Source organism: Sporolactobacillus laevolacticus DSM 442, assembly GCF_000497245.1.
Taxonomy (GTDB): Bacteria; Bacillota; Bacilli; order Bacillales; family Sporolactobacillaceae; genus Sporolactobacillus; species Sporolactobacillus laevolacticus.
Window position 1 is genome coordinate 203,717 of record NZ_AWTC01000003.1, and the last position, 26,624, is coordinate 230,340.

At 43.8% G+C, this 26,624-nt stretch carries 28 protein-coding genes; 15 read left to right on the top strand and 13 right to left on the bottom strand.

Going from position 1 to position 26,624, the window contains the following annotated elements:
- Nucleotides 1-125 precede the first annotated feature (125 nt).
- The 4 genes from P343_RS23770 to P343_RS37595 form a co-directional block, all read right to left on the bottom strand.
- Nucleotides 126-491, bottom strand: coding sequence for a YhjD family protein (locus tag P343_RS23770; protein WP_023509248.1), 366 nt, complete (start codon nucleotides 489-491; stop codon nucleotides 126-128).
- Nucleotides 488-1,717 (bottom strand): DNA polymerase IV, encoded by a 1,230-nt coding sequence (locus P343_RS23775; RefSeq protein ID WP_023509249.1) that lies wholly within the window; start codon nucleotides 1,715-1,717, stop codon nucleotides 488-490. Before P343_RS23775 ends, P343_RS23770 begins: the two co-directional genes overlap by 4 nt.
- 263 nt (nucleotides 1,718-1,980) lie before the next feature.
- Nucleotides 1,981-2,886 carry a DsbA family protein gene (locus P343_RS23780; RefSeq protein ID WP_023509250.1) on the bottom strand — a complete coding sequence of 302 codons (906 nt, stop codon included), beginning with the start codon at nucleotides 2,884-2,886 and terminating at the stop codon, nucleotides 1,981-1,983.
- Nucleotides 2,873-2,998, bottom strand: a complete 126-nt coding sequence (locus tag P343_RS37595; protein WP_023509251.1) for a hypothetical protein — start codon at nucleotides 2,996-2,998, stop codon at nucleotides 2,873-2,875. Before P343_RS37595 ends, P343_RS23780 begins: the two co-directional genes overlap by 14 nt.
- A gap of 419 nt (nucleotides 2,999-3,417) precedes the next feature.
- Here P343_RS37595 and P343_RS23785 point away from each other — a divergent pair, with 419 nt between their 5' ends.
- A complete protein-coding gene (locus P343_RS23785) occupies nucleotides 3,418-4,398 on the top strand; it encodes a YitT family protein (RefSeq protein WP_023509252.1) in 981 nt (326 codons plus the stop codon).
- A gap of 42 nt (nucleotides 4,399-4,440) precedes the next feature.
- Here the strand turns inward: P343_RS23785 and P343_RS23790 are convergent, their stop codons facing one another.
- Nucleotides 4,441-5,328: a LysR family transcriptional regulator gene (locus tag P343_RS23790; RefSeq protein WP_023509253.1), complete on the bottom strand. Its 888-nt coding sequence runs from the start codon at nucleotides 5,326-5,328 to the stop codon at nucleotides 4,441-4,443.
- A 378-nt stretch (nucleotides 5,329-5,706) separates the two neighbouring features.
- Between P343_RS23790 and P343_RS23795 the strand changes: the two genes are divergently transcribed.
- Entirely contained in the window at nucleotides 5,707-6,963 is a 1,257-nt protein-coding gene (locus P343_RS23795) for an MFS transporter (protein WP_031263666.1), read from the top strand.
- 125 nt (nucleotides 6,964-7,088) lie between these two features.
- Nucleotides 7,089-8,783: a M3 family oligoendopeptidase gene (locus P343_RS23800; protein ID WP_023509255.1), complete on the top strand. Its 1,695-nt coding sequence runs from the start codon at nucleotides 7,089-7,091 to the stop codon at nucleotides 8,781-8,783.
- A 70-nt stretch (nucleotides 8,784-8,853) separates the two neighbouring features.
- Here the strand turns inward: P343_RS23800 and P343_RS37065 are convergent, their stop codons facing one another.
- From P343_RS37065 to P343_RS23810, 3 genes are read right to left on the bottom strand one after another with little or no spacing between them, the layout of a single operon-like run.
- On the bottom strand, nucleotides 8,854-9,018 hold the full coding sequence (locus P343_RS37065) for a hypothetical protein (protein WP_023509256.1): 165 nt from the start codon (nucleotides 9,016-9,018) through the stop codon (nucleotides 8,854-8,856).
- 13 nt (nucleotides 9,019-9,031) lie between these two features.
- Nucleotides 9,032-9,796: a lytic transglycosylase domain-containing protein gene (locus P343_RS37600; protein WP_023509257.1), complete on the bottom strand. Its 765-nt coding sequence runs from the start codon at nucleotides 9,794-9,796 to the stop codon at nucleotides 9,032-9,034.
- Nucleotides 9,797-9,804: 8 nt separating this feature from the next.
- Entirely contained in the window at nucleotides 9,805-10,389 is a 585-nt protein-coding gene (locus tag P343_RS23810; protein ID WP_023509258.1) for a CYTH domain-containing protein, read from the bottom strand.
- 169 nt (nucleotides 10,390-10,558) lie between these two features.
- On the opposite strand from P343_RS23810, the gene yjbM reads away from it, so the two are divergent.
- From yjbM to P343_RS23825, 3 genes are all read left to right on the top strand, one after another.
- Complete coding sequence (gene yjbM, locus P343_RS23815) at nucleotides 10,559-11,182, top strand: GTP diphosphokinase (protein ID WP_023509259.1); 624 nt, start codon at nucleotides 10,559-10,561, stop codon at nucleotides 11,180-11,182.
- Nucleotides 11,183-11,242: 60 nt separating this feature from the next.
- Nucleotides 11,243-12,082 (top strand): NAD kinase, encoded by an 840-nt coding sequence (locus P343_RS23820; protein ID WP_023509260.1) that lies wholly within the window; start codon nucleotides 11,243-11,245, stop codon nucleotides 12,080-12,082.
- Between the two features lie 142 nt (nucleotides 12,083-12,224).
- Nucleotides 12,225-13,148 carry an RluA family pseudouridine synthase gene (locus tag P343_RS23825; protein WP_023509261.1) on the top strand — a complete coding sequence of 308 codons (924 nt, stop codon included), beginning with the start codon at nucleotides 12,225-12,227 and terminating at the stop codon, nucleotides 13,146-13,148.
- Here the strand turns inward: P343_RS23825 and prpE are convergent.
- Together prpE and P343_RS23835 are read right to left on the bottom strand one after the other, a co-directional pair.
- Entirely contained in the window at nucleotides 13,129-13,869 is a 741-nt protein-coding gene (gene prpE / locus P343_RS23830) for a bis(5'-nucleosyl)-tetraphosphatase PrpE (RefSeq protein WP_023509262.1), read from the bottom strand. The two genes, P343_RS23825 and prpE, sit on opposite strands and share 20 nt — an antisense overlap.
- 134 nt (nucleotides 13,870-14,003) lie before the next feature.
- Nucleotides 14,004-15,170: an FtsW/RodA/SpoVE family cell cycle protein gene (locus tag P343_RS23835; protein WP_023509263.1), complete on the bottom strand. Its 1,167-nt coding sequence runs from the start codon at nucleotides 15,168-15,170 to the stop codon at nucleotides 14,004-14,006.
- A 377-nt stretch (nucleotides 15,171-15,547) separates the two neighbouring features.
- Here P343_RS23835 and fabI point away from each other — a divergent pair, with 377 nt between their 5' ends.
- Nucleotides 15,548-16,324 carry an enoyl-ACP reductase FabI gene (gene fabI, locus P343_RS23840; protein WP_023509264.1) on the top strand — a complete coding sequence of 259 codons (777 nt, stop codon included), beginning with the start codon at nucleotides 15,548-15,550 and terminating at the stop codon, nucleotides 16,322-16,324.
- A gap of 131 nt (nucleotides 16,325-16,455) precedes the next feature.
- Nucleotides 16,456-16,701 (top strand): hypothetical protein, encoded by a 246-nt coding sequence (locus P343_RS23845; RefSeq protein ID WP_023509265.1) that lies wholly within the window; start codon nucleotides 16,456-16,458, stop codon nucleotides 16,699-16,701.
- A gap of 61 nt (nucleotides 16,702-16,762) precedes the next feature.
- On the opposite strand, the gene P343_RS23850 is transcribed toward P343_RS23845, so the two are convergent.
- On the bottom strand, nucleotides 16,763-17,443 hold the full coding sequence (locus tag P343_RS23850) for a DUF421 domain-containing protein (RefSeq protein ID WP_023509266.1): 681 nt from the start codon (nucleotides 17,441-17,443) through the stop codon (nucleotides 16,763-16,765).
- A 423-nt stretch (nucleotides 17,444-17,866) separates the two neighbouring features.
- Between P343_RS23850 and P343_RS23855 the strand changes: the two genes are divergently transcribed.
- On the top strand, nucleotides 17,867-18,472 hold the full coding sequence (locus P343_RS23855) for a phosphatidylglycerophosphatase A family protein (protein WP_023509267.1): 606 nt from the start codon (nucleotides 17,867-17,869) through the stop codon (nucleotides 18,470-18,472).
- A gap of 109 nt (nucleotides 18,473-18,581) precedes the next feature.
- Nucleotides 18,582-19,166 carry an RBBP9/YdeN family alpha/beta hydrolase gene (locus tag P343_RS23860; protein WP_023509268.1) on the top strand — a complete coding sequence of 195 codons (585 nt, stop codon included), beginning with the start codon at nucleotides 18,582-18,584 and terminating at the stop codon, nucleotides 19,164-19,166.
- 47 nt (nucleotides 19,167-19,213) lie between these two features.
- Here P343_RS23860 and P343_RS36650 read toward each other — a convergent pair whose 3' ends face one another.
- Nucleotides 19,214-19,372 carry a Fur-regulated basic protein FbpA gene (locus P343_RS36650; RefSeq protein WP_023509269.1) on the bottom strand — a complete coding sequence of 53 codons (159 nt, stop codon included), beginning with the start codon at nucleotides 19,370-19,372 and terminating at the stop codon, nucleotides 19,214-19,216.
- Between the two features lie 58 nt (nucleotides 19,373-19,430).
- Nucleotides 19,431-19,568, bottom strand: a complete 138-nt coding sequence (locus tag P343_RS37070) for a hypothetical protein (protein WP_023509270.1) — start codon at nucleotides 19,566-19,568, stop codon at nucleotides 19,431-19,433.
- Between the two features lie 197 nt (nucleotides 19,569-19,765).
- Between P343_RS37070 and P343_RS23865 the strand changes: the two genes are divergently transcribed.
- From P343_RS23865 to cydC, 5 genes are all read left to right on the top strand, one after another.
- Complete coding sequence (locus P343_RS23865; protein ID WP_023509271.1) at nucleotides 19,766-20,098, top strand: MerR family transcriptional regulator; 333 nt, start codon at nucleotides 19,766-19,768, stop codon at nucleotides 20,096-20,098.
- 452 nt (nucleotides 20,099-20,550) lie between these two features.
- Nucleotides 20,551-21,954, top strand: coding sequence for a cytochrome ubiquinol oxidase subunit I (locus P343_RS23870; RefSeq protein WP_023509272.1), 1,404 nt, complete (start codon nucleotides 20,551-20,553; stop codon nucleotides 21,952-21,954).
- Entirely contained in the window at nucleotides 21,911-22,954 is a 1,044-nt protein-coding gene (gene cydB, locus P343_RS23875; protein WP_031263674.1) for a cytochrome d ubiquinol oxidase subunit II, read from the top strand. The genes P343_RS23870 and cydB overlap by 44 nt, the downstream gene beginning before the upstream one ends.
- Before the next feature lie 73 nt (nucleotides 22,955-23,027).
- Nucleotides 23,028-24,755, top strand: a complete 1,728-nt coding sequence (cydD, locus tag P343_RS23880) for a thiol reductant ABC exporter subunit CydD (protein WP_023509274.1) — start codon at nucleotides 23,028-23,030, stop codon at nucleotides 24,753-24,755.
- Nucleotides 24,752-26,518, top strand: coding sequence for a thiol reductant ABC exporter subunit CydC (cydC, locus tag P343_RS23885; protein WP_023509275.1), 1,767 nt, complete (start codon nucleotides 24,752-24,754; stop codon nucleotides 26,516-26,518). The genes cydD and cydC overlap by 4 nt, the downstream gene beginning before the upstream one ends.
- The last annotated feature ends 106 nt before the right edge of the window (nucleotides 26,519-26,624 follow it).

Sequence of the window (26,624 nt, forward strand, 5' to 3'; positions counted from 1 at the left end):
TGCTCAACCTCCACTGTTCCTCTTATGACAAGCCTATGACTAAGTAAGAATAAAAATGCACGGTGCACTGATAAACGAATAAACAGCAAGCAGATTGAGGGAAGATACTTAGATACACGGAACGACTACGGTTTGAGATAGGCTTTCATACGCTCATGAATCCAGTCCATGGCTATACTTTTCTGATAGACCAATTCAAATAGTCGACCGCGAATATACACTTCATAGCTGAACCAATCGCGCTTCGTCATTCTGATGTGGCCCGCAAAGAGCTCCTGTCTGTTTTCCCGTTGATCCTGTATCACTTGATGGATCACATCATCGAGCGTTTCCAAATAGAGTACCTTGAATTTTGTGTTTGTAATTGCGATGACTTTGCGATCACGTTCAAGTGCCATTCGGATGAGTGGAAGCAATGCATACTCCGTAGCAATCCTTGCTTCATCCGATGTCATCTCAGAGACAGGAAGATAAAAGTTATGATCACTCATTTGAAATGTCCTCCAATTTTACCGGCGCGTGCCCGAAGCTGGCTGGACGGCATGAGCGAGGGACCTCGAAAAATGGCCGTTTTCCCATATTTTCGATAGATCGTATCCACTGCGCTGCTTAATCTCGCTTTTTCTTCACGTCGTGCGAAAAGGTCGAGTTGGTAACTGTCTGAGTCCAGCTGCAGATCGCTAAGCGTGACAGCAGCAGCCCGTACGGGAAGGCCGTCCCAGCTTTCCGAGAACAGCTGGTTGGCGGCACGGTAAATATCCATTCCGAAATTTGTGGCGAACGGCAGCTTGATTTGACGGTGGAATCCTACATGGCGCTCAAACGTTCCGGAAATACCGACAGAGACGACATATCCCGTATAATGTTTGGCGCGAGCCCGATAGGCGACTTCTTCGCTCAGTTCGAGAAGAATGACCCGTATATCCTTTATTTCCGGATAATCATAGGGCAAGGTCATATGGTGTCCGATCGCTTTTTGTTCGCTGAATGTCCCAGGAGAGACAGGTGAGCTGTCCAGGCCATGAGCGGTTCGCCACAGCAGCTCCCCGTTCACACCCCACCGCTTACGCAGCAAAGTAACCGGATAATGGGCAAGATGTCCAATCTTGCGAATGCCCATGCCGATGAAATGCTGTTCCATCCGGTGTCCGACGCCAAGTAATTCACGAATCGGCAATGGCCAAAGATATTTTTCTATATTTTTAGCGTTCAATTCGAAAATCCCCGTCTTATTCTTTTTACCAAAATGATCACAGGCCATCTTAGCCAGCACTTTATTTGGACCGATCCCAATACGCGTATATACACCGAAACGCTCCTGCATACACCGCTGAATCTTCTGTGCAATTGTATGAGGAGAACCGAATATGTGGAGGCTGTCCGTTACATCAATAAACTGCTCGTCAACGGAATATGGTTCGACTAGGTCGGTAAATTGTCCGAGAAATTGTGTCACTGCCGTTGAAACATCAATATAGTGCTGCATACGCGGCAATCGGATAACCGCTTGTGGGCATTTGAGCAGCGCTTGACCGAGCGGTTCAGCTGTGAGGACACCGAATTGCTTGGCGACTGAGCAGGCAGCCAGAACAATGCCGCTTCGCTGTTTCGGATCGCCGGCAACAATCAGGGGCTTGTTTCTAAATTCCGGGAAATCCGCCTTTTCAACAGAAGCATAGAAGGTCTGCATATCAATTAGGAAAATGACTCGATTCATTTTCAGACACCTCAAACTATTGAATATGGATTTATTATACACGAATGAATGTTCTTTTAGTACTGGAAATAAAAACATACGTTCGATATAATGATTTATGAAAAGGAATCAAGGGGCATAAATCGGGAAGGGACGACGAAAAAATAAATAAGAAAACACCTTGCTTAAGAAGAAGCAAGGTGTTAATGGATATTTTCAGCGAAACGGTTTGGAGATCCGTAGCTCAATCTGATTGGAATCAGTCGGCGTTACCCGGCTGCGCGTCATTTAACAGCATCCGTATATTTCCAGTACTCACCGCTCTTTAGAACAACCGGTTCGATGATTTGCTGCAGCTGCAATTTGCGCAGTTCTTTCAGCGCTTCTTCTTCAGTCAAATCATAGATCACAGCAACTTCCTGAGTGGTCAGAAAGAATTGCTGCCGGAAATAATCTGTTAAGGCGATGGTAGGGGCCGGGACAGGCTTTTCGCCTAATAATTCCGTCAAGATCTGTACATAGACCGAATACGGATAATGCCCGTTCACTTTAACAGCCTCCGAGTCGTTGCATGGTGTTGAAAAAACGAGGGTAGGCAACTCAGTGATTGAGAGCTCATTCGCCAATTTACGGTCGCACTGAAAAGCTTTGATCGGCCGGCAAGAGTGATAATCATTTGAAAACTCTTCTTCGTCAAGTCCTGCAAGTCGCGCGACTTCAAGAAGTTCTTCAAATTTATTCAGTCCCTGCTTTCTGAGAAAAATCTGTTCACGCACTCTTCTGAGAAAGATCTGGCCGGCGGCACCTCCTTGAAATTCAGCGGCCTTGATTGCATAGGCAATCGAATAGGGAGAAGGAGGATTTTCAAACCAGACGTCACTGTCGCAGCACATACCAGTAAGACGGGCATATTTGTCCCACTCCTCGGCAATCTTTTTAGCCCGGTAAAACTGGCAGCGATTCGCAGTGTCATGATTTGTAGTCAGTAAAATGCGAAATGTAAAATATTCATGGTATTGAAAAATGAATTTTTTAATTAAGGGTTCAAAACCCCAGCATTCAGGACAAAGTGGGTCAATGAAGGTCAAAATCTCGACTCGCTGAAATGAACGTTTCTTGAGACTTCTTATTGTACACGACTCATTTCCTAATGTTCCCTCGCATGTCGATCCTGCTTCAAAGCGTGTCATGGGAACCCACCTCTAGAAGAAATTTTAAATACAGCGGCATCAAAAATGGCGCCTGATTCAGATAGGCTTTGCCGATATCCGGATTTGTCCATCTCATCATATCTTTATCCATTATTGATAAAGTCAACCTGCCTTTATTATATTCTTGTCAGTTCCAATAATTGAAACGGCGATACGTTCCTCCATGGGCGCATCGTCCTGAAACTTTCTATATTGTAACAAGTTCACATCAAAATGGGCAACTAATCAGTACTCACGAAGGTTTTTTCGCATAGTGCGAAGAATATGACAATTCATTTAGTTAGATAAATAAAACTGTTGGGAAAATGTTACCAGAGGTTGATTGTAATTGTTAAGGTGCTATAATTTGAGACCCAGGGAGATAAGAATATTAAAAACCGACTTCGCCTAGTACTTAAAACAGGCGTGGGCTGTTTACAATGGCCATTAATAACTTAGCCTTCTTGTATTAATCTTCTTATACTTTCTTACAAACACAAAAACAATACGGACGAGTAAAGGAAGACCGATATGCCAAATTCTTCTGCGATTAGCGAACTTATTAAAAAGTCATGTATTTCGATTTGTGCTGCCTTTTTGTGCGCACTGAGTATGAATCTGTTCCTTGTTCCCGCTCATGTCTACGCGGCGGGGATTAATGGGGCAGCTCAGCTGCTTTCTGATATCCTGCTTGACAGTGTTCATCTTCATCTTTCGATCGGTCTGCTCATTCTTATTCTGAACTTGCCGATTGCCGCGTTGGGCTGGTTTAAGGTTGGCAAGAGTTTCACCTTATTCAGTTTCATCACGGTTTTGCTCACCTCACTATGCCTAACTCTGATTCCGGTGCATCCTTTATCTTCAGATATTCTTTTGAACTCAATCTTTGGCGGGATGATTTCTGCAGTTGGTGTAGGAATTGCGTTGAAATATGGCATTTCGACAGGCGGATTAGATATCATCGCTATTTTTCTGACGCGACGCAACCGCAATGCGTCTTCAGGAAAATATTTTCTTATCCTGAATGGTATTATTATTGTGATTGCCGGTGCTGTTTATGAATGGCAGTATGCGCTCTACACCTTAATTTCACGATTCGTCAACAGTTATGTGATTGACATGATCCATACAAAATATCAAAAGCTGACGGTCATGACGGTTACCGATCAGGCGGAGCGATTAACCGAAGCCATTCAGGATCAATTTGATCGCGGCATGACCATCATTCCTTCGTACGGAGGATTTACGGGGACGAAGAAAAGCACAATGATGATGGTGATCAGCCATTATGAGCTGTACAAAATGGAGCGCTTGATTAAAACGATTGATCCTAATGCATTTACGAACATTTTGGAAACCAATAAAATTATCGGTACTTTCCATACCGAAGAGCAGCAGATGGCTGTTCAAGCAATGAAGCATGGGGAACATTCAGGGAAAATGGAACAGACACTTGGAACACAGGATTATGAACGTTTCCAGAAGTTGTTTGATGTATCTACCGTAAAATAATTGAAAAGAAAAATAAGGAACACCTGATTTGTCAGGTGTTCCTTATTTTTTTAACTCTCTGTAATGGATAAAGACAAAGCGTTTGAAATGAGCGGCGGCCGGTGACAGTGCACGGTCCTCGTACCAGGAAAGGCCAATCTGCCGTGAACAGCTCGGCCATCGCACATGCAGCTTGGCGACTTTGCTGTCATCGATATCTTTCTGATCAGGAAGCAGTGCAACGCCGAGCCCCGCCGCAACTAAACCTGCAAGCGTTGTTACTTCTTCACCTTCAAAGGTGACGTTAGGTGTGAAATTCGCTTTTCTGCAAAGGTTATCGGCAATCTTGCGCAGCTCGTAGCCTTCTTTCATCGCAATCATCGGTTCCGACTGGATTTCGTCCAATGTGATTGATTCACGGCCGGCAAGCGGATGAGTAGCGGGAAGCATCAGAAACAGCTCTTCGTCCCATAACTTTTCCCATTGAATGTGCGGGTCGTCAAATGCGTGATGAACGAGGCACAGATCAATTTCGCCAGTTTGAAGCTGTTTGAGCAGCGACAAATTGTTGTTCTGGTAGAGCTTGATTTTGATATTGGCGTGCTCTTTTTGAAATGCACGGAGAATATCGGGAATCATGTTCACTCCGAGTGTGTGCAGAAAGCCAAGCGAAACTTCACCGTATTCCGGATCAAGCAGGGAATGGATTTCCTTTTTGGTATCATCAACTTCCTTAAGAATCCGGTTCACGTGTTTTAAGAATACCTTGCCATACTGATTTAGAATAATGCTTCTGCCTTGTCTTTCGAAAAGAGAAATTCCGAGTTCCTCTTCAAGGCGGGCGATCGACCTGCTGAGCGCGGGCTGTGAGATGGACAAGGCCTCTGCGGCCTGCGTCATATGCTGCAGCTGGGCGACCTTCTGGAAGTACTCAATCTGCTGCCACTCCATAAGTATCACTCCTAAAAGGATGGAGACTTAATGATATCGAATGAAATCATTCTCTTTTTAAATAATTTTCACTGTTTAAAGAAGCCGTCATTAGATGACGGCTTGCATGCTTGATAACGTAACATATATATTAACATAGATACATTGAAAAATCCCTACATCTAAGCACATTTTGCAGATCTATATCATGCGGCAATGTGAAACATCATCAGAGAAGCATGAATTTGAAAGAAAGAAACAGTGAGCTTCTCCCGCTGCATATTATAAATAATATAGAAGCCATATGCATCAATATCATTCACATAATATATTAGACATCAGATAAGGTTTGTCATAGTATGGATGATACAAAGAGAAACAGAGGGGATGGAAGTTGTCATGGATTATATTTCGCCGGAAAGCAGGGCCTTTAAAAAGACATTAGTGGCCATGTTTCTGGGCAGTTTTATCATGTTTGCAGATCTTTACTGCACGCAGCCGGTAATTGCCGTTATTGCCGCACAGTTTCATGTGCCGCCGGCTGCAGCAAGTCTCACACTTTCAGCAGCAACCGGAGCACTGGCCATATTTCTGTTGTTTGTTTCATTCACTTCCGGTATGTATGACCGGAAGAAGGTAATGGTACTGGCACTGGTTTCATCGGCTTTTCTTTCATTAATTGTTGGTTTTGTTCATTACCTGCCGCTGCTGATTGCCGTGCGGTTCATCCAAGGTGCGCTGCTGGCCGGCTATCCGTCAATTGCGATGGCGTACATCAACGAGGAATTTGACAAGAAAGTGCTTGGTTACGTCATCGGAATTTATGTCAGTGGAAATAGCCTTGGCGGGTTGACAGGCCGGCTGATTGTCGGATCATTGAGTGACACTTATTCTTGGAATGTGGCGATCGCCATACTGGGATTATTGAATCTTGTAATGTGCGTGCTGTTTGTCATACTTCTTCCTAAATCGAAGCATTTCGATGCAAAGCGTGGATCTTTCAAAAGGACAACAGCCGGTTTTCTTGAAAATATCGAATCGCCGGCGCTTGTGCTTTTGTATTTAATCGGATTCATTCTTATGGGGAGCTTCGTGACCGTCTACAACTATTTCGGCATTCCGCTTATGGAACCGCCTTACAATTTGAGCCAAACATTAGTGGGCTTTGTTTTCATCATCTTCCTTGTCGGTACATTCAGCTCGACCTGGATGGGCAGATTGTCTGATCGTACCAGCCGTTCCGGAGTGATCGGGTTGAGCATCATTCTGATGACTTGCGGTCTTCTTATCACGATGTCTCCATTTCTGATTTTGAAAATCTTCGGCCTGGCGATGTTTACCTTTGGTTTCTTTGGCGGGCATTCAGTTGCAAGCAGCTGGGTTGGCATTCTAGCAAATCGGCGAGAAAAAGCACAATCGTCATCGCTCTACCTGTTGTTCTATTACATTGGATCAAGTGTAGTCGGACCAGTCGGCGGACTGTTTCTGGATTGGTTCGGATGGGCAGGTGTCGTCATGTCCATTTCGCTTCTATGCATGGTGGGCATTGGGCTGGCTTACTATGTGCGTAAGCTTGTATTAAATGGTGAATGTCATCGATATCGCCATCACCACAACAATCATCACCATCAAAAAATTGCAGGACAGCATATTTAAACTTTTAAAAGAATCCCGGCAAGCTGAGTCATTTATGGCTCACTTCCGGTTTTTTTTGTAATATAATAGTTAAGTTATGGAAAAATAGGAAAGGCAGAAAGATCTGATAAAGGGGTGTTTTTGTTATGACGGTTTTTGAAGACTATCACTACGAGCGGCCGGATGTCGCTAAGTATGAAGATGCATTCCACAAGGCTTTTCATTCATTGAAAAATGCGGCAACGCTTGAGGATGCTGTGCATGCAGTTGAAGAGATCAATTACTTGCGCACCCATCTGGATACGATGTTTCGTCTCGTTGAAATCAGGCACACAATTAATACAGAGGATTCTTTCTACAAAGCTGAAAACGATTTTGCGGATGAAGCGATGCCTCTATTTGAAGGGAAATCAACAGAGTTCTACAAACTGCTTTTAAATTCTCCGTTTCGTGCAGAGTTAGAAAAAAAATGGGGAAAACAACTCTTTGCACTTGCCGAAGCCCAGCTTAAGTCGTTCTCACCCGAAGTCATTCCGCTCATGCAGCAGGAAAATAAGTGGGCTTCTAAGTATACACAATTGATTGCTGCAGCGAAAATTCCATTTGAAGGCGAAGAAAGAACGCTCGTACAATTATTACCCTTCCAACGGTCTTCTGACCGCAAGATCAGGAAAGCGGCACTTGAAGCTTATTTTGGTTATTTTTCCGACCATGAAGAAGAATTTGATGAGATCTACGACCAACTGGTTAAGATCAGAACGGAAATCGCGCGTAAGCTTGGTTTTGAAAACTATGCTGATCTAAGCTATTTTAGAATGGCGCGTATTGGTTATGATCGTGACATGGTCAAAAATTATCGGGAACAGATTCGAAAATACGTGGTGCCGGCTGCTAATAAGCTCTATGAACGTCAGAGGAAGAGAATTGGCGTAGATACATTAAAATATTATGATGTTCCGTTCCAATTCACGACCGGGAACGCAGCTCCAAAAGGTAATCCTGATTGGATTATTGAGAACGGCAAGAAAATGTACACGGAACTGTCTCCGGAAACGGGGGAATTCTATCAGTTTATGCTTGACCACCATCTGATGGATTTGCTCGCGACAAAAGGTAAAGCCGGTGGGGGATACTGCGAATATATTTTTGATTATGAATCTCCATTTATTTTCTCAAACTTTAATGGTACATCCGATGATATCGACGTACTGACTCATGAAGCAGGACATGCGTTCCAAGTCTATTCGACGCATAGTGATATACCTGAATACCGCTGGCCGACCTATGAGGGCGCTGAAATTCATTCAATGAGCATGGAATTTTTCACATGGCCATGGATGAATTTATTCTTCAAGGAAGACACTGATAAACGCAAGTTCTCCCACTTAAGTGACGCACTATTATTCCTCCCTTATGGCGTCAGTGTTGATGAATTCCAGCACGTCGTTTACGAACATCCGGAGATGACGCCGGCAGAGCGGAAGCAGGCATGGAAAGACATTGAGAAAAAGTATCTGCCGCATCGGGATTACGATGGCATCGACTTTCTTGAGATGGGTGGATTTTGGCAACGGCAAGGCCATATCTATGAATCGCCGTTCTATTACATTGACTACACATTAGCGCAAGTTTGTGCCTTTGAGTTCTGGAAGAAGTCACAGGAAGATTATAAAGGGGCATGGCAAGATTATCTGAATTTATGCAAACAGGGAGGTAGCCAGTCCTTCCTGGAACTGGTTAAGACAGCAGGATTGGAGTCTCCGTTTAATGAGGGTTGTGTGGCCTCTACTGTTGAGGCGGTCACAACCTGGCTGGATCAGATTGATGACAGCAGTTATTAATGAATAGATGATATGTGGAAAAAGCAAAAGAAGCCACGTGACGGATGTCGCCGCACGTGGCTTCTTTTGCTTATAAGAGAATGTTTTGCAGTCCCCACATGATAATTGCAACAACAGGTACAAGAACCCAGATGTTTCCTCCGATCAGGGGTCTTCGCTCGGATTCCACATCTTTTAGCCGTTTATCAATAGCATCCAATCTCGCTTCAATGGCTTTCCATCTTTCGTCGTCCATAAGAGCACTCCTTTTACGCTTGGAAGCTTTGAATTTTGTCCATAATTTTTTTGACGTAGGATTGTGTCTCAGCGAATGGCGGCACGCCTCCATATTTCGCAACATTACCGGATCCCGCGTTATACGCGGCTAATGCAAGGTTGTAATTGTTGTCATAACGGTCAAGCAGCTTGCGCAAGTATTTCGTTCCGCCTTCGATATTCTGTACCGGATCATAGGCGTTTTGAACACCTAAAGCAACCGCAGTGCCGGGCATCAGCTGCATCAAGCCTTGTGCACCCGCCGCACTTGTTGCGTTAGGATTGCCGCCTGATTCAGCATCAATGACCGAGCGAATCAGATTAGCATCAACTGAGTACTTTTTACTCATCGCCTGGATTGTTTCGTTATAATCATTGGTGTTGCTACTGCCGGATAAAGCAGCAGCATGCCCGAGTGAAGAAGTGTTAAGCCCTTGCGTAAGCCCAAGAGGCGATAAAGATGTAGAAAGCTGCTGCCAAAGCAGATTGTCTGTATTTTCGCTCTCCGAAGTGTCGGTGCTGTTTAATGACTGGTAAGGAGTATAAGCCAACGAGTCATAGCCGGCAGCCGATTGATCAGCCGTCTCATTGCTTCCCAGCGAACTATTCTCCATCAGGAGAAGGAACGCACTTAATAGATTGGTGAAGTTGCTATTTGTTTGCCCGGAAAAAGGGCTTGATTGATCGGACTGGCTTTGATTTCCGGAAAGCACTGACATCGACAGCAATTGAGCCATCGTACTTGGATCGACAGACATACCTGTGATCAACTCCTTTTCACCTGAATCGCTTGATAAAGCCGCATCATTTTACTGATTGAAGGTCTGCGTGGGATGGATTGTTCCTGAAGCAGAGTATTAAAAATTTCAGCACCTGACTCTTGATTGGCTGCTTCATATTCTAATTCATAATCGTGATGATCAAGGTAGACACTGTGGTCCAGAAACAACTCACCCAATTTGAAAGGGAACTGAGCACGTTTGGTAGTTAATTCGCCAATCAGGACGAGCTGATCTGCATCAACACCCATTTTTGTAATGGCTTGTTCAATCTCACCCGGGGGAACAATGCCAAGGTGGATCATGGACCGGCTTTCTTCATCATCTAGCTGCTGGTGTGTTTCAAGGATGGCACCGTTATGCGGTTGTTTTAGTGTAAAGTCATGCTGCTTTCCATCATTACGGATGCGCAGGACTGTTTTTTTATTCTTCAAAGCGGAAGTTGGAGTGTCAAAATAGTAATTCACTTGTTTGAAAAACGAGGAAGGCTCTAAGCCGAAGGTCTTGCACAGTGCGGAAAATTCTTCAGCTGTCAGCATATTTTTATATTCAATTTCTAATTCCTGAGCCATATCGATTACACCCCGCCCTCATCTATGTTGCTGATCAGAAACTCGTAACTTCTTTTAAATTATGACATAATGGGGGTGAAGAAACAACAGACGGAATGTAAAAATTCAGGTGCTTGTGAACAGTACATGACACACCTGTTCTTGTCTTGGACCAGATGGAGTGATTGGAATGGAATGGGAGATTTTCCTTGCGCCCTATAGGCAAGCAGTAGATGAGCTCAAGGTGAAATTGCGTGGTTATCGTGATCTGTATGAGGTGACTTCAGAAAATTCACCGATTGAATTCGTCACCGGACGAGTAAAGCCGATACCAAGCATTATTGAAAAAGCAAGACGAAAGGGCATGCCGCTGACTCAGCTGAATACGCAAATGCAGGATCTTGCAGGAATTCGCGTCATGTGTCAGTTTGTGGACGATATTCGCAGAGTTGTGGAACTGATTCGCAGCCGGACCGATTTAATGGTTGTTGAGGAGCGCGACTACATCAGTGAAAAGAAAAAAAGCGGTTACCGTTCGTATCACGTTGTTGTTCAATATCCGGTGCAGACGGTCAGCGGAGAGAAAAAAATATTGGTTGAAATTCAAGTGCGAACCCTTGCTATGAATTTTTGGGCGACTATTGAACACTCATTGAATTACAAATATAACGGAAAAATCCCGTCCGATGTGAAAACACGGCTTTTACGGGCAGCAGAAGCGGCTTTTCGCCTTGATGAGGAAATGTCGCAGATCAGAGACGAGATTCGGGTCGCACAGCTGCGCTTTCTTCAGAAGAATGCAGATGAAGAATGAGATGACTCGTAGAGGATGTCCGGATTATTAGTGAACGTAGGAGAAGGAGTTCATGGCGATATGAGTGAAAAATCAACGTACATAAAAGATGTTCCTGCAGGAAGGTTGAAAACATTTGCTATAGAAAATAGAGGGGACGCTTTTTCAGATGCATTGCGAAAGCACATTTTCGATCAATTAACTGCTAGTAAGCTAATTTATGATGACATTCAGCCGGACCTTGTGATTTCTGTCGGCGGCGACGGTACATTGCTTCAGGCTTTTCATCGGTATTCCGATCAATTGAATGGAACAGCTTTTGTCGGTGTGCATACAGGTCATTTAGGGTTTTATGCGGACTGGACAGCCGGGGAAGTTGACGCTCTCGTTCATTCCATTGTTTCAGAGGGATTTAATAGTGTTGAATATCCTCTTCTGTGCGTTTCGGTTAGTTATATGGATGAAAAGCCGCCTAAAAATTTTCTCGCATTGAATGAATGTACGGTGAGAAGTGTTGAAGGTCTGCTCGTTGCCGATGTCATGATCAAAGGTGAAAAATTTGAAAGTTTCAGAGGCGACGGCCTTTGTTTTTCTACGCCTACGGGTTCAACAGCCTATAATAAAGGGCTTTCCGGAGCAATTATTCATCCATCATTACCGTCGATTCAGCTGACTGAAATTGCGTCAATCAACAACCGTGTCTATCGAACGGTTGGCTCACCGCTTATACTTCCCGAGCATCACCACTGCCAGGTGATGCCTGTTACTGACCGCTCTTTTACACTTTCGTTGGACCATTTGTCAAGTATTCATGATGAAGTGCAGCAAATTGAATTCAGCGTGGCGAAAGAAAAAATTCGGTTTGCACGGTTTCGGCCATTTCCTTTCTGGAGGCGTGTCAGGGATTCGTTTATCGGCTGATTTAATTGGATGCTTTGTAAACAACTCTGAGAGAATTTTTAGATCAGCGCGCACAGTTCATGAAAAACAAGGGATAATGCTCGCTTATTTTCTTTGATTATCTTTTAACCATAGCCTGTTGGGAAAGGACGTACCGAATCAGATGGAGAAGCAATGCTACACGATTGAAAAGAAAATGAGTGCCGCAGAGCATGGGATGATCATGCGGGATTACTTAAAGAAAGAGATAAAAGTGTCGCGGCGGGCCTTATCGGCCATTAAATATAAAGGGGGTCAGCTGCTCATTGATGGAGAAGAAAAGTCGGTGCGCCATGTGCTTCAGGAAGGTGAAGTGCTGACCATCGTCTTCCCTCCGGAGACCCCAAGTGATTTTCTATTGGACGAGGCGATACCGCTTGATATTGTCTATGAAGACGACACCGTCCTGATTGTCAACAAACCAGCAGGGATTCCCGTTATCCCGTCGCATCAATACCCATCTGGTACCTTGGCAAACGGCTTACTCCGGTATTTTAAAGATAAGAATCTTGCCTCCACGGTTCATATCATCAATCGGCTTGACCGAAACACATCGGGTCTCATGCTTGTCGCCAAGCATCGATTTAGCCACGAACGCTTTTTCAAAATGCAAAAACGAAAAGAAATCCATCGTAGATATTTGACTTTTGTCGAGGGGAATATTGAGCAAGATCGAGGCACGATTGACGCCCCGATTGGACGCCGGGATGGAAGCGCCATTGAGCGCATGGTCGATTGGCAAAATGGGAGACGTTCGCTCACGCATTATAAAGTACTCACCCGATGTCAGGATTGGACACTTGTCGCGGTCCGTCTGCAAACCGGCCGAACGCATCAGATCAGAGTGCACTTCGAATCGATTGGGCATCCGCTGCTAGGGGACGATCTTTATGGCGGGAATATGAAACTAATCGGTCGTCAGGCATTGCACAGCTTCGAAGTGTCTTTTGTTCATCCATTCACTGGTGAGTCTATTCATATACATAAGCAGTGCCCTGAGGACATGTTGCGGCTGATCACGGAACCGATCAACCTTGAAACGATCTGAATCGTTCGGAAACTAAAGGCATGGATGAGGGAATGGAAACGACTTCCATTTCCGGGTAACGAAGCGCGCTTAGCATGCCGCCGAAGACACAGCCTGTATCTAGATTAAGGGTCCGGTTTTTCCAGTACGGTTTGATGACGGGGGTATGGCCGTACACAATAAGTGGATCACCATGATAATATTTTGCCCAATCACGACGTTCAGGAAGACCATGTTCATCTTTTTTTCCTGTGATGTCGCCATAAAGCGCAAATGTTTTAATTTGGCGCGTAATCGGCTTATTTATATCCTGTTCTCGGATTCCTGCATGACAAACGACCAATTTCTGATGATCAAGTTGGAGGATAAGGGGTGCCTGCTTATAAAGCTCGATAAACGCTTCTGAAACTTCCGAACGTTTCGGGATGGGCAGCTCATTTAATTCCTGCACAGTGGTCTCAAGTCCGTGCGTAATCTGTACATTGCGTCCGATCAGAAAACGGTACAGTTTGTTGCAGTGATTACCTGGAACATACAACGCTTTTCTCTGTATGACCAGCTTAGCAACAATTCGAATCATATCCAATGAGTTCGGTCCGCGATCCGTGATGTCACCAACAAAAACGAGCGTTCGTCCATCCGGATGAACAGGTACATGCTGTTGCCACTGATAGCCCAGCTCTTCTGTAAGCCGGACAAATTCGCGCAAGCATCCATGAACATCCCCGATCACATCATACATTCATATCATCCTTCACCATGTGTATTTATCTATTAACTTTCCCAAATTAACTTCATCCAGTCTTATGATTAATAAGGCAACATGCTCAGAATTTGGAATACCCTCTAATAAAAAAAACGGCCGATCGGCCGTTTTTAAGTAAACATAAATTTTTGTGTCTGCATCCGTATGCTTTGAACAAGACCAACGCAGATCATGCTGGCAAGCAACGAACTGCCGCCGTAGCTGAGAAAGGGAAGGGTAATCCCTGTTACAGGCATGACCTGTATGGTCATGCCGATGTTTTCGAATACTTGAAACATAATCATGCCGACGATGCCGGTACATATATAACTGCCAAATGGATCGTGAGTTTCAGTGGCGGCTTTGATGACTCGGGAAATGAACAGGAAAAATAATAAAATCACGACTACAGCACCGACAAAACCAAAGCTTCCGCCTATAACAGCGAAAATAAAATCATTGTATGATTCAGGTAATGAGATAGACGGATTAAATTTGTGGTTGAAAAATTCACCTGAGCCAATTGAATTCAGCGCCTGAACCAGCTGATAACCTTCCTCGGAAGAATAGCGCTGCGGGTCTTGCCAGGCTAAAAAGCGGTCTTTTTGATGCGATTTAAGCACAAGGTTGATAATTGCGGGAAATTTAAACCAGCTAATGACGAAAAAAGCAAGGCCGCAAACGATTGAAGTTATAACACCAGCAATCAACTTCCAGTTGATCCCACTGATCAGTGTCATCGAAACGATAATACTGAACATAACAAGCGCAGTTCCGAGGTCAGGCTGAGCAAAGACAAGCAGGAACGGCGGGAAGGACACGAGCGCAATTTTTCCAAGAAGCAGGAAGTCCTCTCTTAATCCACGGATTGAATATTCCTCATTATGTTTATCAATCGTTGTAGCTAAAGAAACGATCATAAAAAGTTTCATGAACTCTGAAGGTTGCAGTTGGGTGTTACCGGGCAACGCATACCAACTCATAGCTCCATGCGATTTATCAACTAGCGGAACTGGTACATGGAGTTGAGCAAGGGTTAGTCCCAAGAGCAAGAACATGCCGATGCTATAGAAAATCCAGTGCATCCGTTTTAACCGGTCATAATCAAAGAACATCATGCCTAGCGCTAATATTGTGCTGATCACGTACCATATAATCTGTCGGTGGGCTATACCTATTGCAGGCGCACCGGACGTGAGTGGAGCCATCGAGATGGATATATAGCTGATACAAGCGAACAAGAAGACAATAAAAAATAATGTATAGTCAATTTTTCCAAAAGCATCTCTGTTAAACATAAATGAATCCTTCTTCTATAAATTTCATGTCTTCCTCCATAGCAATCACTTAATCATGATAGCGTAAAGCCTGAAAAAAAGAAACAATAATAATGAAGGCGGGGGCTGAAGAAAGCGTTGCTACACGAGTTCTGAATAAAGTATTCGAGATTGAATCGTATTTTTTAGCCGAATTTATTTAAAAAAATCAAGGCTGGAATTATTAGAAATCTATGCCCATGGATGGTATTAATCAAGAGGTTATTGAGTTGGCGCGAACCGTGCTCGACATTCAATGATCAGCGGAGTTATGTAACAAAGCCAGTTTGAAAAGACGTGCACGTTCTTTCATGATATAATAACTTGTGGTTTGACGCGATATTTAGGGAGGATTGAACATGGAATTAACACTTAAGGGACGTACATATGTGGTCATGGGTGTCGCTAATAAAAGAAGCATCGCCTGGGGCATTGCTCAAGCGCTTGACCGCGCCGGAGCTAGGCTGATCTTTACCTATAATAATGAGCGTTTCCGCGAACCGGTGGAAAAGCTTGCCGCGACGCTTGATGGAAAGGACAGCTTATTCTATGCTTGCGACGTCACAATTGATGAGGAAATCAAAGCGACTTTTGCAAAGATCAAGGAAGATGTCGGCGTCATTCATGGTTTGGCACACTGCATCGCTTTCGCGAAGAAAGAAGAGCTTGACGGCGATTACATGAACACGACTCGCGACGGATTCCTGCTGGCTCAGAATGTAAGCGCCTATTCATTGACTGCTGTTCTCAAAGAAGCGAAAGAATTGATGACAGAAGGCGGCAGCGTTGTCACAATGACCTATCTTGGCGGCGAACGCGTTGTCAGAAATTATAATGTGATGGGCGTAGCAAAAGCCAGCCTTGACGCAAGTGTTAAATATTTGGCTAATGATCTGGGGAAAGACAACATTCGTGTGAACGGCATCTCTGCAGGCCCGATCCGCACGCTTTCTGCAAAAGGTATTTCAGATTTTAACAGTGTGCTGAAAATGATTGAAGAAAAAGCGCCGTTGCGCCATGCAATCGATCCGGAGGATGTCGGCAACACTGCTCTCTTCTTGTTCAGTGATTTGTCCAAGAGTATCACTGGTGAAACCATCCATGTAGATGCCGGCTTTAATATTATCAGTATCTGATTTTCATGCACATACAAAAACGGTGCTTGCTCTTCTGAAAAGAGGCAGGCACCGTTTTTAGTTGTTTGGCCACACGGATGATCTTGTGTCTGCATATTCTGTCAGGAGACCATTTTAAGGAGGAGATTCATATGGCGGAAGAAAGCAAAAAGAAGCCAAAAGTCATCCGTGTCGGGAAATTAGTGATTCAAGCAGATGAAGTCATTATTCAGCATGAACCTAAAGAAGAGCACCATTCAACAATTTCGGACAGTCCTGTACACCAACCGAACTTTAACCAGCCTGTTGCGCGGGATTTCTGGGGATTTCCAATTCGGAACGCTGTCCCGCAAGAAGTCGAACCTGCCCCGGAAGAAGTCAAAAAAGAAGAAGAATAACGAAACGGATTGCGTTTATATTTTTTGCCGGACAGATTATGCCCGGTTTTTCTTCGTTCGGTCACAAAATCTTTTGAACGAACAGCCCGTCTTCATTCCGCCATTCAGCGATCATCACTTTTTTCGGATCTTCAATTGAGTGTTTCTTAAGTTCGCTGATCAACCATTGTTCTGTTTTTCCTAATCGATCTAAGTTTCTATTGATAATGACGCCGTCACTGATTAGCGTAACAGGGACGGAAATCGATCGGTTAGCCAGGTCCAGATCTCCACGTTTTGTTGTCTCATATTCCGGTTTTCTAATTACTGAAACTTTTCCGTTCGATTCCAAGATTGCGAACTCAATCTCTCGAAATGAGAAGATGTCCCGATCGCGCAGCAGCATCTGAAGGTGGTTCATATCAACCCGGTTTTTTTTCATAACGTTTCTGTCAATTTTCCCTTTATTAATAACCAGAGCTGGTTGGCTTTCAAAAAAACCACGTGATTGATGAAATTTTAAGGTAACAATGTCAATAATATAGATTAAGATACCCCAAAAAAGAATAGCAAAGATCACTTTGAAAATATGCGTTTCCGGATCATAGATCGCGTCGCTGACAAAGTCGCCGACAACGATCATTGAAATGAAATCGAAAGGTGTGGATTCGGACAGTGACGCTCTGCCCATGACTTTCGTTAATATGAGTAAAGCGAATAAACCGACGCTTAGTTCAACGGCGATGGAGAAGAACGAATGCATGAGCATCCAACCTTTCTGAAAAATTACCTGCTTCAAACTTGCTGATCATAGGAGTAGTCTGAGGAGGTGCAGCGTTTTTTATTCTCAGCGGAAAACAAGGGGGGGCATGTACGTTTCATTTGTATCTTCTTGCTTCATTGAGGCTTTTTGGGCTATGATAGCGATACGGTTGCTCAATCGGAATAGAATGCCACATGAGTCTATGGGCCATTCTTCTTAAATGGTTCATTTTTTCGCTTCGCAAACCGTCATTTTTTTTATTTGGTTGCATAAAATGGAAATTGGCGGACTGCACCATTAAGTGTTAAGGCGAAAAGAGGCTGATTTTCACAGCTCAGCTTTTATTTGCATGACTTTTTAGATGATTACATGGGGTCTTACACTTTTGTTATTTGGTGTTTTTTAGAAAGGAGAACGAGATGAATGAATGAACAACAATTTTCTAAAAGCATGACTTATGCGCCGGGATTGCCTGAAGGCGCCACTTTTTATTCAGCACATAAAAAGAGAGTCACTTCACATGCTGTTGCAAATGCAGTTGAAGCAGCCTTGAAGGAACGCGGGGTCACCATAGAGGACATTGCGGAAATCGTCTTAGATTTGCAGAAACCGTTTATGTCCGGATTGACAATTGAAACTTGTGCGGAAAACGTGAGAGGTGTGCTCGCAAAGCGTGAACTGCAGCATGCAATTCTCGTAGGTATTGAACTAGACCGGCTTGCCGAGAAAAAAATGCTGTCTGAACCGCTTCAATCGCTTGTCGATCAGGATGAGGGCTTGTTTGGTGTAGATGAAACGATTGCTCTTGGCGCTGTCTCAAGCTTTGGCAGTATTGCGGCAACTACATTTGGTTATCTGGATAAGGTGAAACCCAAAATTATTGGACGCCTTGATTTGGAAAAAGAGGGAAAAGTGAACACATTCCTTGACGATCTGATTGCTAGTATTGCTGCCGATGCTTCTAGTCGGCTTGCCCACCGCGTTAGAGATGAAGAAGAGAAGCGTTTGTCTCAAAATAATGGCAAATAAACGGATCCGGTCCTACCGGGTCCGTTTTATCAATGATATAATTAAGAGACATGTTTTGATAAACCGTGAAGCAATAGTAGGCTTGAATGGGTAAAATGAGGTGCAGGGTATGACCAATTATCTCGTTCTGCATGGACTTGGCGGCAGTACGAATGGACATTGGCAAGAGTGGTTGACGAATGAATTGAGAGCAAAGGGTGAAAATGTCTGGTTTCCACAGCTCCCTGAGTGGGATCATCCGGTAAAGGCAGAATGGCTAAGTTGTCTCGATGATACGATGCGTTTAATTCCTGAAGATGATCAGCTGGTTGTTGTCACACATAGCCTCGGCTGTATTCTGTGGATCCATTACGCGGCGCAGCGCTTTGCGAGAAAAGTTAGCCGTGCGATCATGGTCTGTCCGCCATCAAACGATTTGGATAAGGTTGAGATTCAAAATTTCTTCCCGCTTCCCGCGGACAAAAATGTGCTGCAGATGATTGCGACGGAGACATTGCTGATTGCGTCAACAAATGATCCTTTTCTTTCTCGGGACAAAATTCAGCAGTATTTCGATTATCAGGTTCCTTGCCTGATTTTGCCTGAACAAGGACATGTTAATGTGCAGTCAGGATATGGCGTCTGGCCATGGATGCTCGGGCTTTGCCTGCGAGATACTTTAAGCAGCCCATTTTGCGTACATAAAGGTGTTTAAAACCGGAAGGTATCTACCTTCCGGTTTTAATGTCTACTTAAATTTAATTAATTCGCTTGTGACAGTTTTTTGTAGGTATGTTCAAGTTCACTTAGGGAAAGTTCGTAGAGCTGGTGATCATTGGTCTTAAAAATTCCACGATCCAGCAACTTTCCAATAAGGTCATCCTTTTTCTTCTCATAGCTCTTTGTGAGCGAATCAGACATCGCACACACTCCTTTGCCTATCACGGAAACCAATTGTGTGAGAACAAATGAGAATAATTTATCTGTTTTGGACAGTTCTAAGTATCTCAGACGCACGGTTTCCACTTAATACAATCAGTTCTTCGTACAATTCATCACGTTTCAGATCCATCTGAATAATCTTCTCAGCTAGGCTGATTACTTTCTCTTCTTCCAATGGGATGCCTCCTGTGGCATACTCAAATGCACTAATTCAATTCACTTTCCATTTTAATCGATTTAAGCAATTTCGTCTAATGATGTGTCATGACATCTAACATGGTTATTGCTGATTATTTGAATATGATGTAATATTATCTTACAATTAAATTGAAAGACGAATTGTTTTTCACAAAGAGAGGATGATGCATCAGAATGGCGACGCATTCTCAAAAGGACGCTTACCTGTACAAAAAAGTCATTACAATCGGTACGGTGTGTGAACTGACAGGATTAAGTGAACGGCAGATCCGTTATTATGAAAAAAGAAAATTAATCTTCCCGGAACGGTCGGAACGTGGCAACCGAAAATACTCTTTTTCGGATGTGGAGGCGCTCATGGACATTGCAAATAAAATGGAAGATGGCATGCAGACCTCAGAACTGCGCAAAGAAATGCAGAAAAAAGAAAGCAAGCGTTATGACAACAAACTGAGAGAACGGATGATTCGAGGACAGTTAAACGCTTATTTTAATAAAAGGGATTAATCAAAGCGGAATATTATAGCAAAGAAACCGAATCCGGTATAGTATCCGGATTTTTTTTATACAAAAATAGCGGATGTACGTAATTTTCCCATTTGCGATCTATACGCCATGTAATTCGGTCAAAAATCAACTGAGTTATTTTTCAACCAGCATTACTGAAAAAGATGCGAAGGATCATGAAGGATTATTGCATTTAGGACATTTATGTTAATTAAATATGGTTTAGCCATGAACATTGTCACAAATCAGAAAAATATGCGCCTTATTTTGTTCACAAAATTGTCATTAACGAGTGGGTAAAGTCAGTTTTTGAAGTTGTAAAGTAATAAGTGAAGTGTGACATCTGTTACACTTTTTGGCCTCATGCAATTTGAAGTGATTACCTAAATGATGTATTACAGATATCTGATGGCGACATAGCCAAGCCATCATTCTGGAAAAGAGGAGAGAGTATGGACGTATTGAGTTTAGCGAGATTTCAGTATGCAGCAACAACGATTTTCCATTTCTTTTTTGTGCCTTTATCCATCGGGCTGGTACTTATCGTATCGATAATGGAAACGATGTATGTTGTTAAGAAAAATGAAATCTACAAGAAAATGGCTCAATTTTGGGGGAAGTTATTTCTTATTAATTTTGCAATTGGTGTTGTGACCGGAATTTTACAAGAGTTTCAGTTCGGAATGAACTGGTCGGAATACTCGCGCTTCATGGGTGACGTGTTTGGCGCACCGCTTGCAATTGAAGCGTTGCTCGCCTTTTTTATGGAGTCAACATTTATTGGCATTTGGCTGTTCGGCTGGGACCGCCTTTCAAAAGGTGCTCATCTCGCCTGTATATGGCTTGTCACTGCGGGAACCAGCTTATCTGCATTATGGATCCTGACCGCTAATTCATTTATGCAGCATCCGGTTGGATTTCACATTCACAACGGCCGGGCAGAGATGAATGACTTTTTCGCGCTTCTGACGAATCCGCAGCTGTGGGTTGAATTTCCGCATACTATTTTTGGCTCGTTTGCAACCGGTGCTTTTGTTGTTACGGGAATCAGCGCAATTGCGTTGCTGAGGAAGAAAAACGTTACCTTCTATATGGAATCGTTTAAAATTGCACTGATTATCGGTCTCTTTTCAGGCGTACTGCTTGCTTTCTTTGGACACTTCCAAGCGCAATACTTGGTTCAGACTCAGCCGATGAAGATGGCTGCCAGTGAGGGTCTTTGGAAAGATAGCGGAAGCCCGGCAGCGTGGACAGTAACCGCTAAAATCGATGAAAAAAATCATAAAAATTACGGAGAAATAAATATACCTTATTTGCTGGATTATCTATCTTATGGCAAATTCAGCGGCAATGTAAAGGGCATGGACACGTTACAGAAGGAGTATGTGCAAAAATACGGCAAGGGAAATTATATTCCGCCAGTTCTAATTACATTCTGGAGCTTCCGTGTCATGAGCGGTATGGGCGGTTTACTTTGCATACTTAGCATTATTGGAATGTTCCTTGTTTGGAAAAAGAAACTATTGGATAGCAAATGGTTTTTACGTGCCATGGTGGCAGCTATTGCCATTCCGTATATCGGCAGTACCTCCGGATGGCTGATGACGGAAATCGGGCGCCAGCCGTGGACTGTATTTGGTTTTATGCAGACGGCGGCAAGCGTTTCACCGAATGTTTCAGCAGGAGAGTTGCTTTTCTCGATCATTGCGTTTATTGGTATGTATTCGATTCTTGCAGTTGTCATGGTGTACTTGTTTGTTCGGACATATAAAGAAGGTCCGTCTTTAGATAATAAAGCAACGGTTCAGTCAAATGACCCGTTTGACGGGGAGGGATATCACATTGTTACTGAATGAATTGTGGTTTCTTTTAATCGCTGTCTTGTTTATCGGCTTCTTTTTCCTTGAAGGCTATGATTTTGGTGTCGGTATGGCTACGCGATTTGTTGCTAGAAATGAAACAGAACGGCGTGTGTTAATTAATACGATTGGACCATTCTGGGATGCGAATGAAGTATGGATGATAACGGCCGGCGGTGCGATGTTTGCAGCTTTTCCAAACTGGTATGCAACACTTTTCAGCGGCTTTTACGTGCCTCTTGTCGTGCTTTTGCTACTTCTGATTGCGCGTGGAACAGCTTTTGAATACAGAGCGAAAGTCGCTCATCCGAAATGGGCAGGCACTTGGGACTGGGCTATTTTTATTGCAAGCTTGCTGTGTCCATTCTTGTGGGGCGTTGTTTTCTCAACACTTGTTTACGGACTGCCGATTGACAAAAATATGAATATGCACGCGACATTCACCAGCATCGTCAATCCGTACACGGTCTTAGGCGGCCTTCTGATTACACTATTGTGTCTCTATCACGGACTTGTATATATTTGCCTGCGAACGACGGATGAAATTAAAGAACATGCACGCGCTCTTGCTAAAAAAGTATTCTGGGTATTGGCAGCAGCAGCAATCGCTTTTGTCGTGGTTACCTTCTTTGTGACGGATCTTTTTGCAAAACGCGGACTGTTTCTGTATCCGATCTATGCACTTGATGTGGTCATCCTGATCCTTTCTGTGATTTTCTTGAACAAGAAACGTGACGGATGGGCATTCGGCATGAATGCGGGCGTTATATTGTTGACAATCAGCTCCTTATTTATCGGCTTGTTCCCGCGATTGATGATCAGCAATATCAAAAAGGCATATGATTTAACGGTTTATAATTCGGCATCAGGTTCCTACTCGCTGACCGTTATGACGATTGTCGCAATAACTTTGCTGCCTTTCGTTCTCGGTTACTCCATTTGGAGTTATTATGTATTTAGAAAAAGAGTCTCAAAAGAAGAACATATGGAATACTGAGAGAAGAAAGTTTGAAAGGAAGTGAGCGCTTGGCCCTCGTGACAGCAAGCTGAGGGTTTTGCCAAGCCTGTTTATGGATCGGGAATTGTTGTCTTATAAGGGTGCCAAGCTTTTGTTTGCAATTACTGCCCTGTTAACTTTTTTTCAAGGGCTCTGTGTCATATTACAAGCTATTTTTTTGGGCCGGGTGGTTGCCGGCCTTTTTTCTGGGAAACAGATTGCGAGCGTGAGCTCCGATCTGCTCCTTTTTTTCGTTGTGCTCGTATTCAGGCATTTTTTATCTCTTGTAATTAAAAAAGCGTGTTTTCGATTTGCAGATCGAACCAGTTCAGAGTTGAGAAAATCTTTTTTAACGAAACTCTTCGAGCTTGGGCCTAAATCGATCCGAAAAGAAGGAACAGGGGCACTGGTGTCGCTTTCTCTTGAAGGTGTTCTTCAAGCAAAGAAGTACCTTGAACTGTTCATTCCCAAAATGGCGGCCAATGCCATTGTACCAGTGCTGATCCTTCTGTTTGTATTCTGGACAGACAAAATGTCAGGAATTATACTCTTGCTCACTATGCCCGTACTGATCATTTTTATGATTCTTCTAGGGCTGGCGGCACAAAAAAAGATGGATGACCGTTGGGCTTCTTATCGCGTTTTATCGAACCATTTTATTGATTCACTGAGGGGCCTTCCCACGCTCTACTATTTGGGGATCAGCAGACTCCATAAGAAAACGATCAATCGTGTCAGCGAAAAATACCGATCAATGACAATGGGAACACTTCGTCTTGCCTTTCTGTCATCGTTCGCTCTTGACTTCTTCACAATGCTGTCGATCGCTTTCGTTGCTGTAGCGCTGGGTATACGTTTGATAGATGGGCACATTCTGCTTGAGCCGGCGCTGATTGTACTCATCCTTGCTCCTGAATATTTCTTGCCTGTTCGCGAACTTGGCCAGGACTACCATGCAACACTTGATGGCAAGGAAGCGGCTCGCAAGTTACGGGCGTATACGAATAATACAAATGTAGATTCTCTTTCAGCTGATGCGGCACAGCAACACCTTCAGTGGTCAGAGCATGCAGTGTTGGACGTCAAAGCGTGCTCGGTAACTCATGAAGGGGCAGGAAGAAGAACGCTCAACAATCTATCTTTGCACCTAAGCGGCTTTGAAAAAGTAGGGATAATCGGTGCAAGCGGTGCTGGTAAATCAACGCTGATCGATTTTATCGGCGGATTTATCAAAGCGGAATCCGGTACGATTAAAATAAATGATCACGATACGTCTTTTTCGATGAATGAATGGCGACAACAAGTCACGTATATCCCTCAGCATCCCTATTTATTCAGTGCATCCTTACGCGAGAACATCGCATTTTATAAGCCTGATGCAACAGAACAGCAGCTGCTGCAAGCAGTACAAGCGGCAGGCCTGGAACCGTTGATTCGCCGTTTTCCAGGAGGTCTGGAAGAACGAATCGGAAGCGGGGGGCGTCAGCTGAGCGGTGGCCAAGAGCAGCGCGTGGCATTGGCGAGAGGTTTTCTTTGTGATCGCCCGATACTCTTGCTTGATGAGCCAACAGCACATTTGGATATAGAAACCGAGTATGAGTTAAAAGAACCGATGATCCATTTGTTTCAAAATAAATTGGTGCTTCTTGCAACACATCGGCTGCATTGGATGGAACAGATGGATCGAATTCTCGTGATCCGAGATGGGCAAATTGTTGAGACCGGTACACAGGATGAGCTCATTCAAACTCAAGGAGTTTATCACGAGATGGTTCGCTCTCAATTGGAGGGTATCTTATGAATGAGTGGCTTGTTCCGTCTATTAAGAAGCATTGGCGGGGATTTTCTCTCGCGGCTTTTCTAAGCTTGATGGCAATCTTGTGTGCCTCGGGTTTATTATTTACATCGGGCTATCTAATTTCAAAAGCGGCACTTAGACCTGAAAATATACTGATGATTTACGTTCCAATTGTTGGTGTGCGAACCTTCGGGACTTTCCGGGCTGTGTTTAACTATGTGGGCAGGCTAGCAAGCCACAACACGATCCTTAAAGTATTATCGGAAATGAGGGCCCATCTTTATGAAAAATTGGAACCAGCAGCTCTTTTTATTCGATCAAAATATAAAACAGGGAATATTCTAAGTGTGTTGTCAGAGGACATTGAGCATCTCCAAGATCTGTTTTTGAGAACAGTGCTTCCTGGAGGTATTGCCTTGGTTATTTACGCACTGTGGGTCGCCATGCTTGGCCTATTTAGTCCGTCTTTTGCTCTAGGTATGGCTCTATATCTGTTGCTCTTGCTTGCTGCGCTTCCTTTTATATCACTGATCTGGATGCGTAAATTCCACAGGCGCATCTCAAAGAGCAGGCATCAGCTTTACGAACAATTAACTGATGCGATACTCGGTTCGGCCGACTGGATGATGTCTGGAAGACAGGAACAGTTTATCGTAAGTTACGAAAAATTAGAGAAAGAATCCAGGTTAGCTGAATATACGCTGGACAACTTCAGAAAATGGCGTGATTTCGCTGCACAAGCATTGATCGGAATTTGCGTTGTCATCACTGTCATCTGGTCGGGCCATATGGTGCAAGCAGATTCAATGGATCGTACGCTAATTGCCGCATTTGCGTTGGTCATTTTCACTATTTCTGAATCACTTGTCCCGCTTTCTGAAGCGATTGAGCGACTGCCGCAGTATAAGCAGTCACTCAATCGACTCGAGGAGATTAAAAATGTTGAAGATAAGTTAACGAAGCAAGTGATGTCTAAAAACTGGGATCAACCGGCAGAATGGATCAACATTGAAGTTAATCATGTATTTTTCAAGTTTGCGGAAACTGAAGACTGGTCGGTGAATGATGTGTCATTGAGCGTGCCTCAAGGCGCAAAAATGGCGGTGATTGGAAGAAGCGGTGCTGGCAAGTCAACGCTGGCACACTTGATCTATGGCGCACTCGTACCGAGCGAAGGATCGGTAACCTTAAATGGGACCCCTGCACACATGATTGGAGAAATGAGATCAAAACAAATTTCTGTCCTGAGCCAGAATCCACATCTTTTTGACACCTCCGTTCTGAATAATTTAGCTTTGGGCAGTCCTCAAGCAACAATTGATGATGTTGTGCGTGCAGCGAAACTGGTTGGCCTGCATCAATTAATTGAAAAGTTGCCGGAAGGTTATCACACTCAGATGCATGAAGCGGGATCTATTTTTTCCGGGGGAGAACGTGAACGGCTCGCGCTTGCACGTATTTTGCTACGGAATGCACCTGTCGTCATTTTGGATGAGCCTACAGTTGGTTTAGATCCGATTACTGAACGCACATTGTTAAAAACGATTTTTAAAACGCTGGAAGGGAAGACGCTTATCTGGATTACTCATCATCTGACCGGAACGGAAAAAATGGATCAGGTGCTTTTTATGGAAAACGGCAGCATACATCTTAAAGGGCAGCATGCGCAACTCATGCGAGAATCGGACCGTTATCGAAGTCTTTATGAGCTTGACGTACCGAAGCATCTGAGACAAGCGATTGAGGAACCGAGCAGCAGGGAATAAGAAAAGAGAGGAGCGATCAAATTAAACTGGTACCTATGTCAAGGACACTATAAAAAAAGAGATTAAGCTACTAGAAGATGATTCCTATATTGAATAGGGGTCATCT

Excerpts from the sequence above, each read along its gene's own strand:
- P343_RS23820 (WP_023509260.1), top strand. The coding sequence starts at position 11,243 with ATGAGTGAAAAATCAACGTACATAAAAGATGTTCCTGCAGGAAGGTTG.
- P343_RS23790 (WP_023509253.1), bottom strand. The coding sequence starts at position 5,328 with ATGGAGTGGCAGCAGATTGAGTACTTCCAGAAGGTCGCCCAGCTGCAG.
- P343_RS23795 (WP_031263666.1), top strand. The coding sequence starts at position 5,707 with ATGGATTATATTTCGCCGGAAAGCAGGGCCTTTAAAAAGACATTAGTG.
- P343_RS23780 (WP_023509250.1), bottom strand. The coding sequence starts at position 2,886 with ATGACACGCTTTGAAGCAGGATCGACATGCGAGGGAACATTAGGAAAT.
- yjbM (WP_023509259.1), top strand. The coding sequence starts at position 10,559 with ATGGAATGGGAGATTTTCCTTGCGCCCTATAGGCAAGCAGTAGATGAG.
- P343_RS37595 (WP_023509251.1), bottom strand. The coding sequence starts at position 2,998 with ATGGATAAAGATATGATGAGATGGACAAATCCGGATATCGGCAAAGCC.
- cydC (WP_023509275.1), top strand. The coding sequence starts at position 24,752 with ATGAATGAGTGGCTTGTTCCGTCTATTAAGAAGCATTGGCGGGGATTT.
- P343_RS23835 (WP_023509263.1), bottom strand. The coding sequence starts at position 15,170 with ATGTTTAACAGAGATGCTTTTGGAAAAATTGACTATACATTATTTTTT.
- P343_RS23785 (WP_023509252.1), top strand. The coding sequence starts at position 3,418 with ATGCCAAATTCTTCTGCGATTAGCGAACTTATTAAAAAGTCATGTATT.
- P343_RS23845 (WP_023509265.1), top strand. The coding sequence starts at position 16,456 with ATGGCGGAAGAAAGCAAAAAGAAGCCAAAAGTCATCCGTGTCGGGAAA.
- cydD (WP_023509274.1), top strand. The coding sequence starts at position 23,028 with ATGGATCGGGAATTGTTGTCTTATAAGGGTGCCAAGCTTTTGTTTGCA.
- P343_RS23770 (WP_023509248.1), bottom strand. The coding sequence starts at position 491 with ATGAGTGATCATAACTTTTATCTTCCTGTCTCTGAGATGACATCGGAT.
- cydB (WP_031263674.1), top strand. The coding sequence starts at position 21,911 with ATGACCCGTTTGACGGGGAGGGATATCACATTGTTACTGAATGAATTG.
- P343_RS23800 (WP_023509255.1), top strand. The coding sequence starts at position 7,089 with ATGACGGTTTTTGAAGACTATCACTACGAGCGGCCGGATGTCGCTAAG.
- P343_RS23775 (WP_023509249.1), bottom strand. The coding sequence starts at position 1,717 with ATGAATCGAGTCATTTTCCTAATTGATATGCAGACCTTCTATGCTTCT.
- fabI (WP_023509264.1), top strand. The coding sequence starts at position 15,548 with ATGGAATTAACACTTAAGGGACGTACATATGTGGTCATGGGTGTCGCT.
- P343_RS23860 (WP_023509268.1), top strand. The coding sequence starts at position 18,582 with ATGACCAATTATCTCGTTCTGCATGGACTTGGCGGCAGTACGAATGGA.
- P343_RS37065 (WP_023509256.1), bottom strand. The coding sequence starts at position 9,018 with ATGGACGACGAAAGATGGAAAGCCATTGAAGCGAGATTGGATGCTATT.
- P343_RS23855 (WP_023509267.1), top strand. The coding sequence starts at position 17,867 with ATGAATGAACAACAATTTTCTAAAAGCATGACTTATGCGCCGGGATTG.
- P343_RS37600 (WP_023509257.1), bottom strand. The coding sequence starts at position 9,796 with ATGTCTGTCGATCCAAGTACGATGGCTCAATTGCTGTCGATGTCAGTG.
- P343_RS36650 (WP_023509269.1), bottom strand. The coding sequence starts at position 19,372 with ATGTCTGATTCGCTCACAAAGAGCTATGAGAAGAAAAAGGATGACCTT.
- P343_RS23865 (WP_023509271.1), top strand. The coding sequence starts at position 19,766 with ATGGCGACGCATTCTCAAAAGGACGCTTACCTGTACAAAAAAGTCATT.
- P343_RS23850 (WP_023509266.1), bottom strand. The coding sequence starts at position 17,443 with ATGCATTCGTTCTTCTCCATCGCCGTTGAACTAAGCGTCGGTTTATTC.
- P343_RS23825 (WP_023509261.1), top strand. The coding sequence starts at position 12,225 with ATGGAGAAGCAATGCTACACGATTGAAAAGAAAATGAGTGCCGCAGAG.
- P343_RS23810 (WP_023509258.1), bottom strand. The coding sequence starts at position 10,389 with ATGGCTCAGGAATTAGAAATTGAATATAAAAATATGCTGACAGCTGAA.
- P343_RS23870 (WP_023509272.1), top strand. The coding sequence starts at position 20,551 with ATGGACGTATTGAGTTTAGCGAGATTTCAGTATGCAGCAACAACGATT.
- prpE (WP_023509262.1), bottom strand. The coding sequence starts at position 13,869 with ATGTATGATGTGATCGGGGATGTTCATGGATGCTTGCGCGAATTTGTC.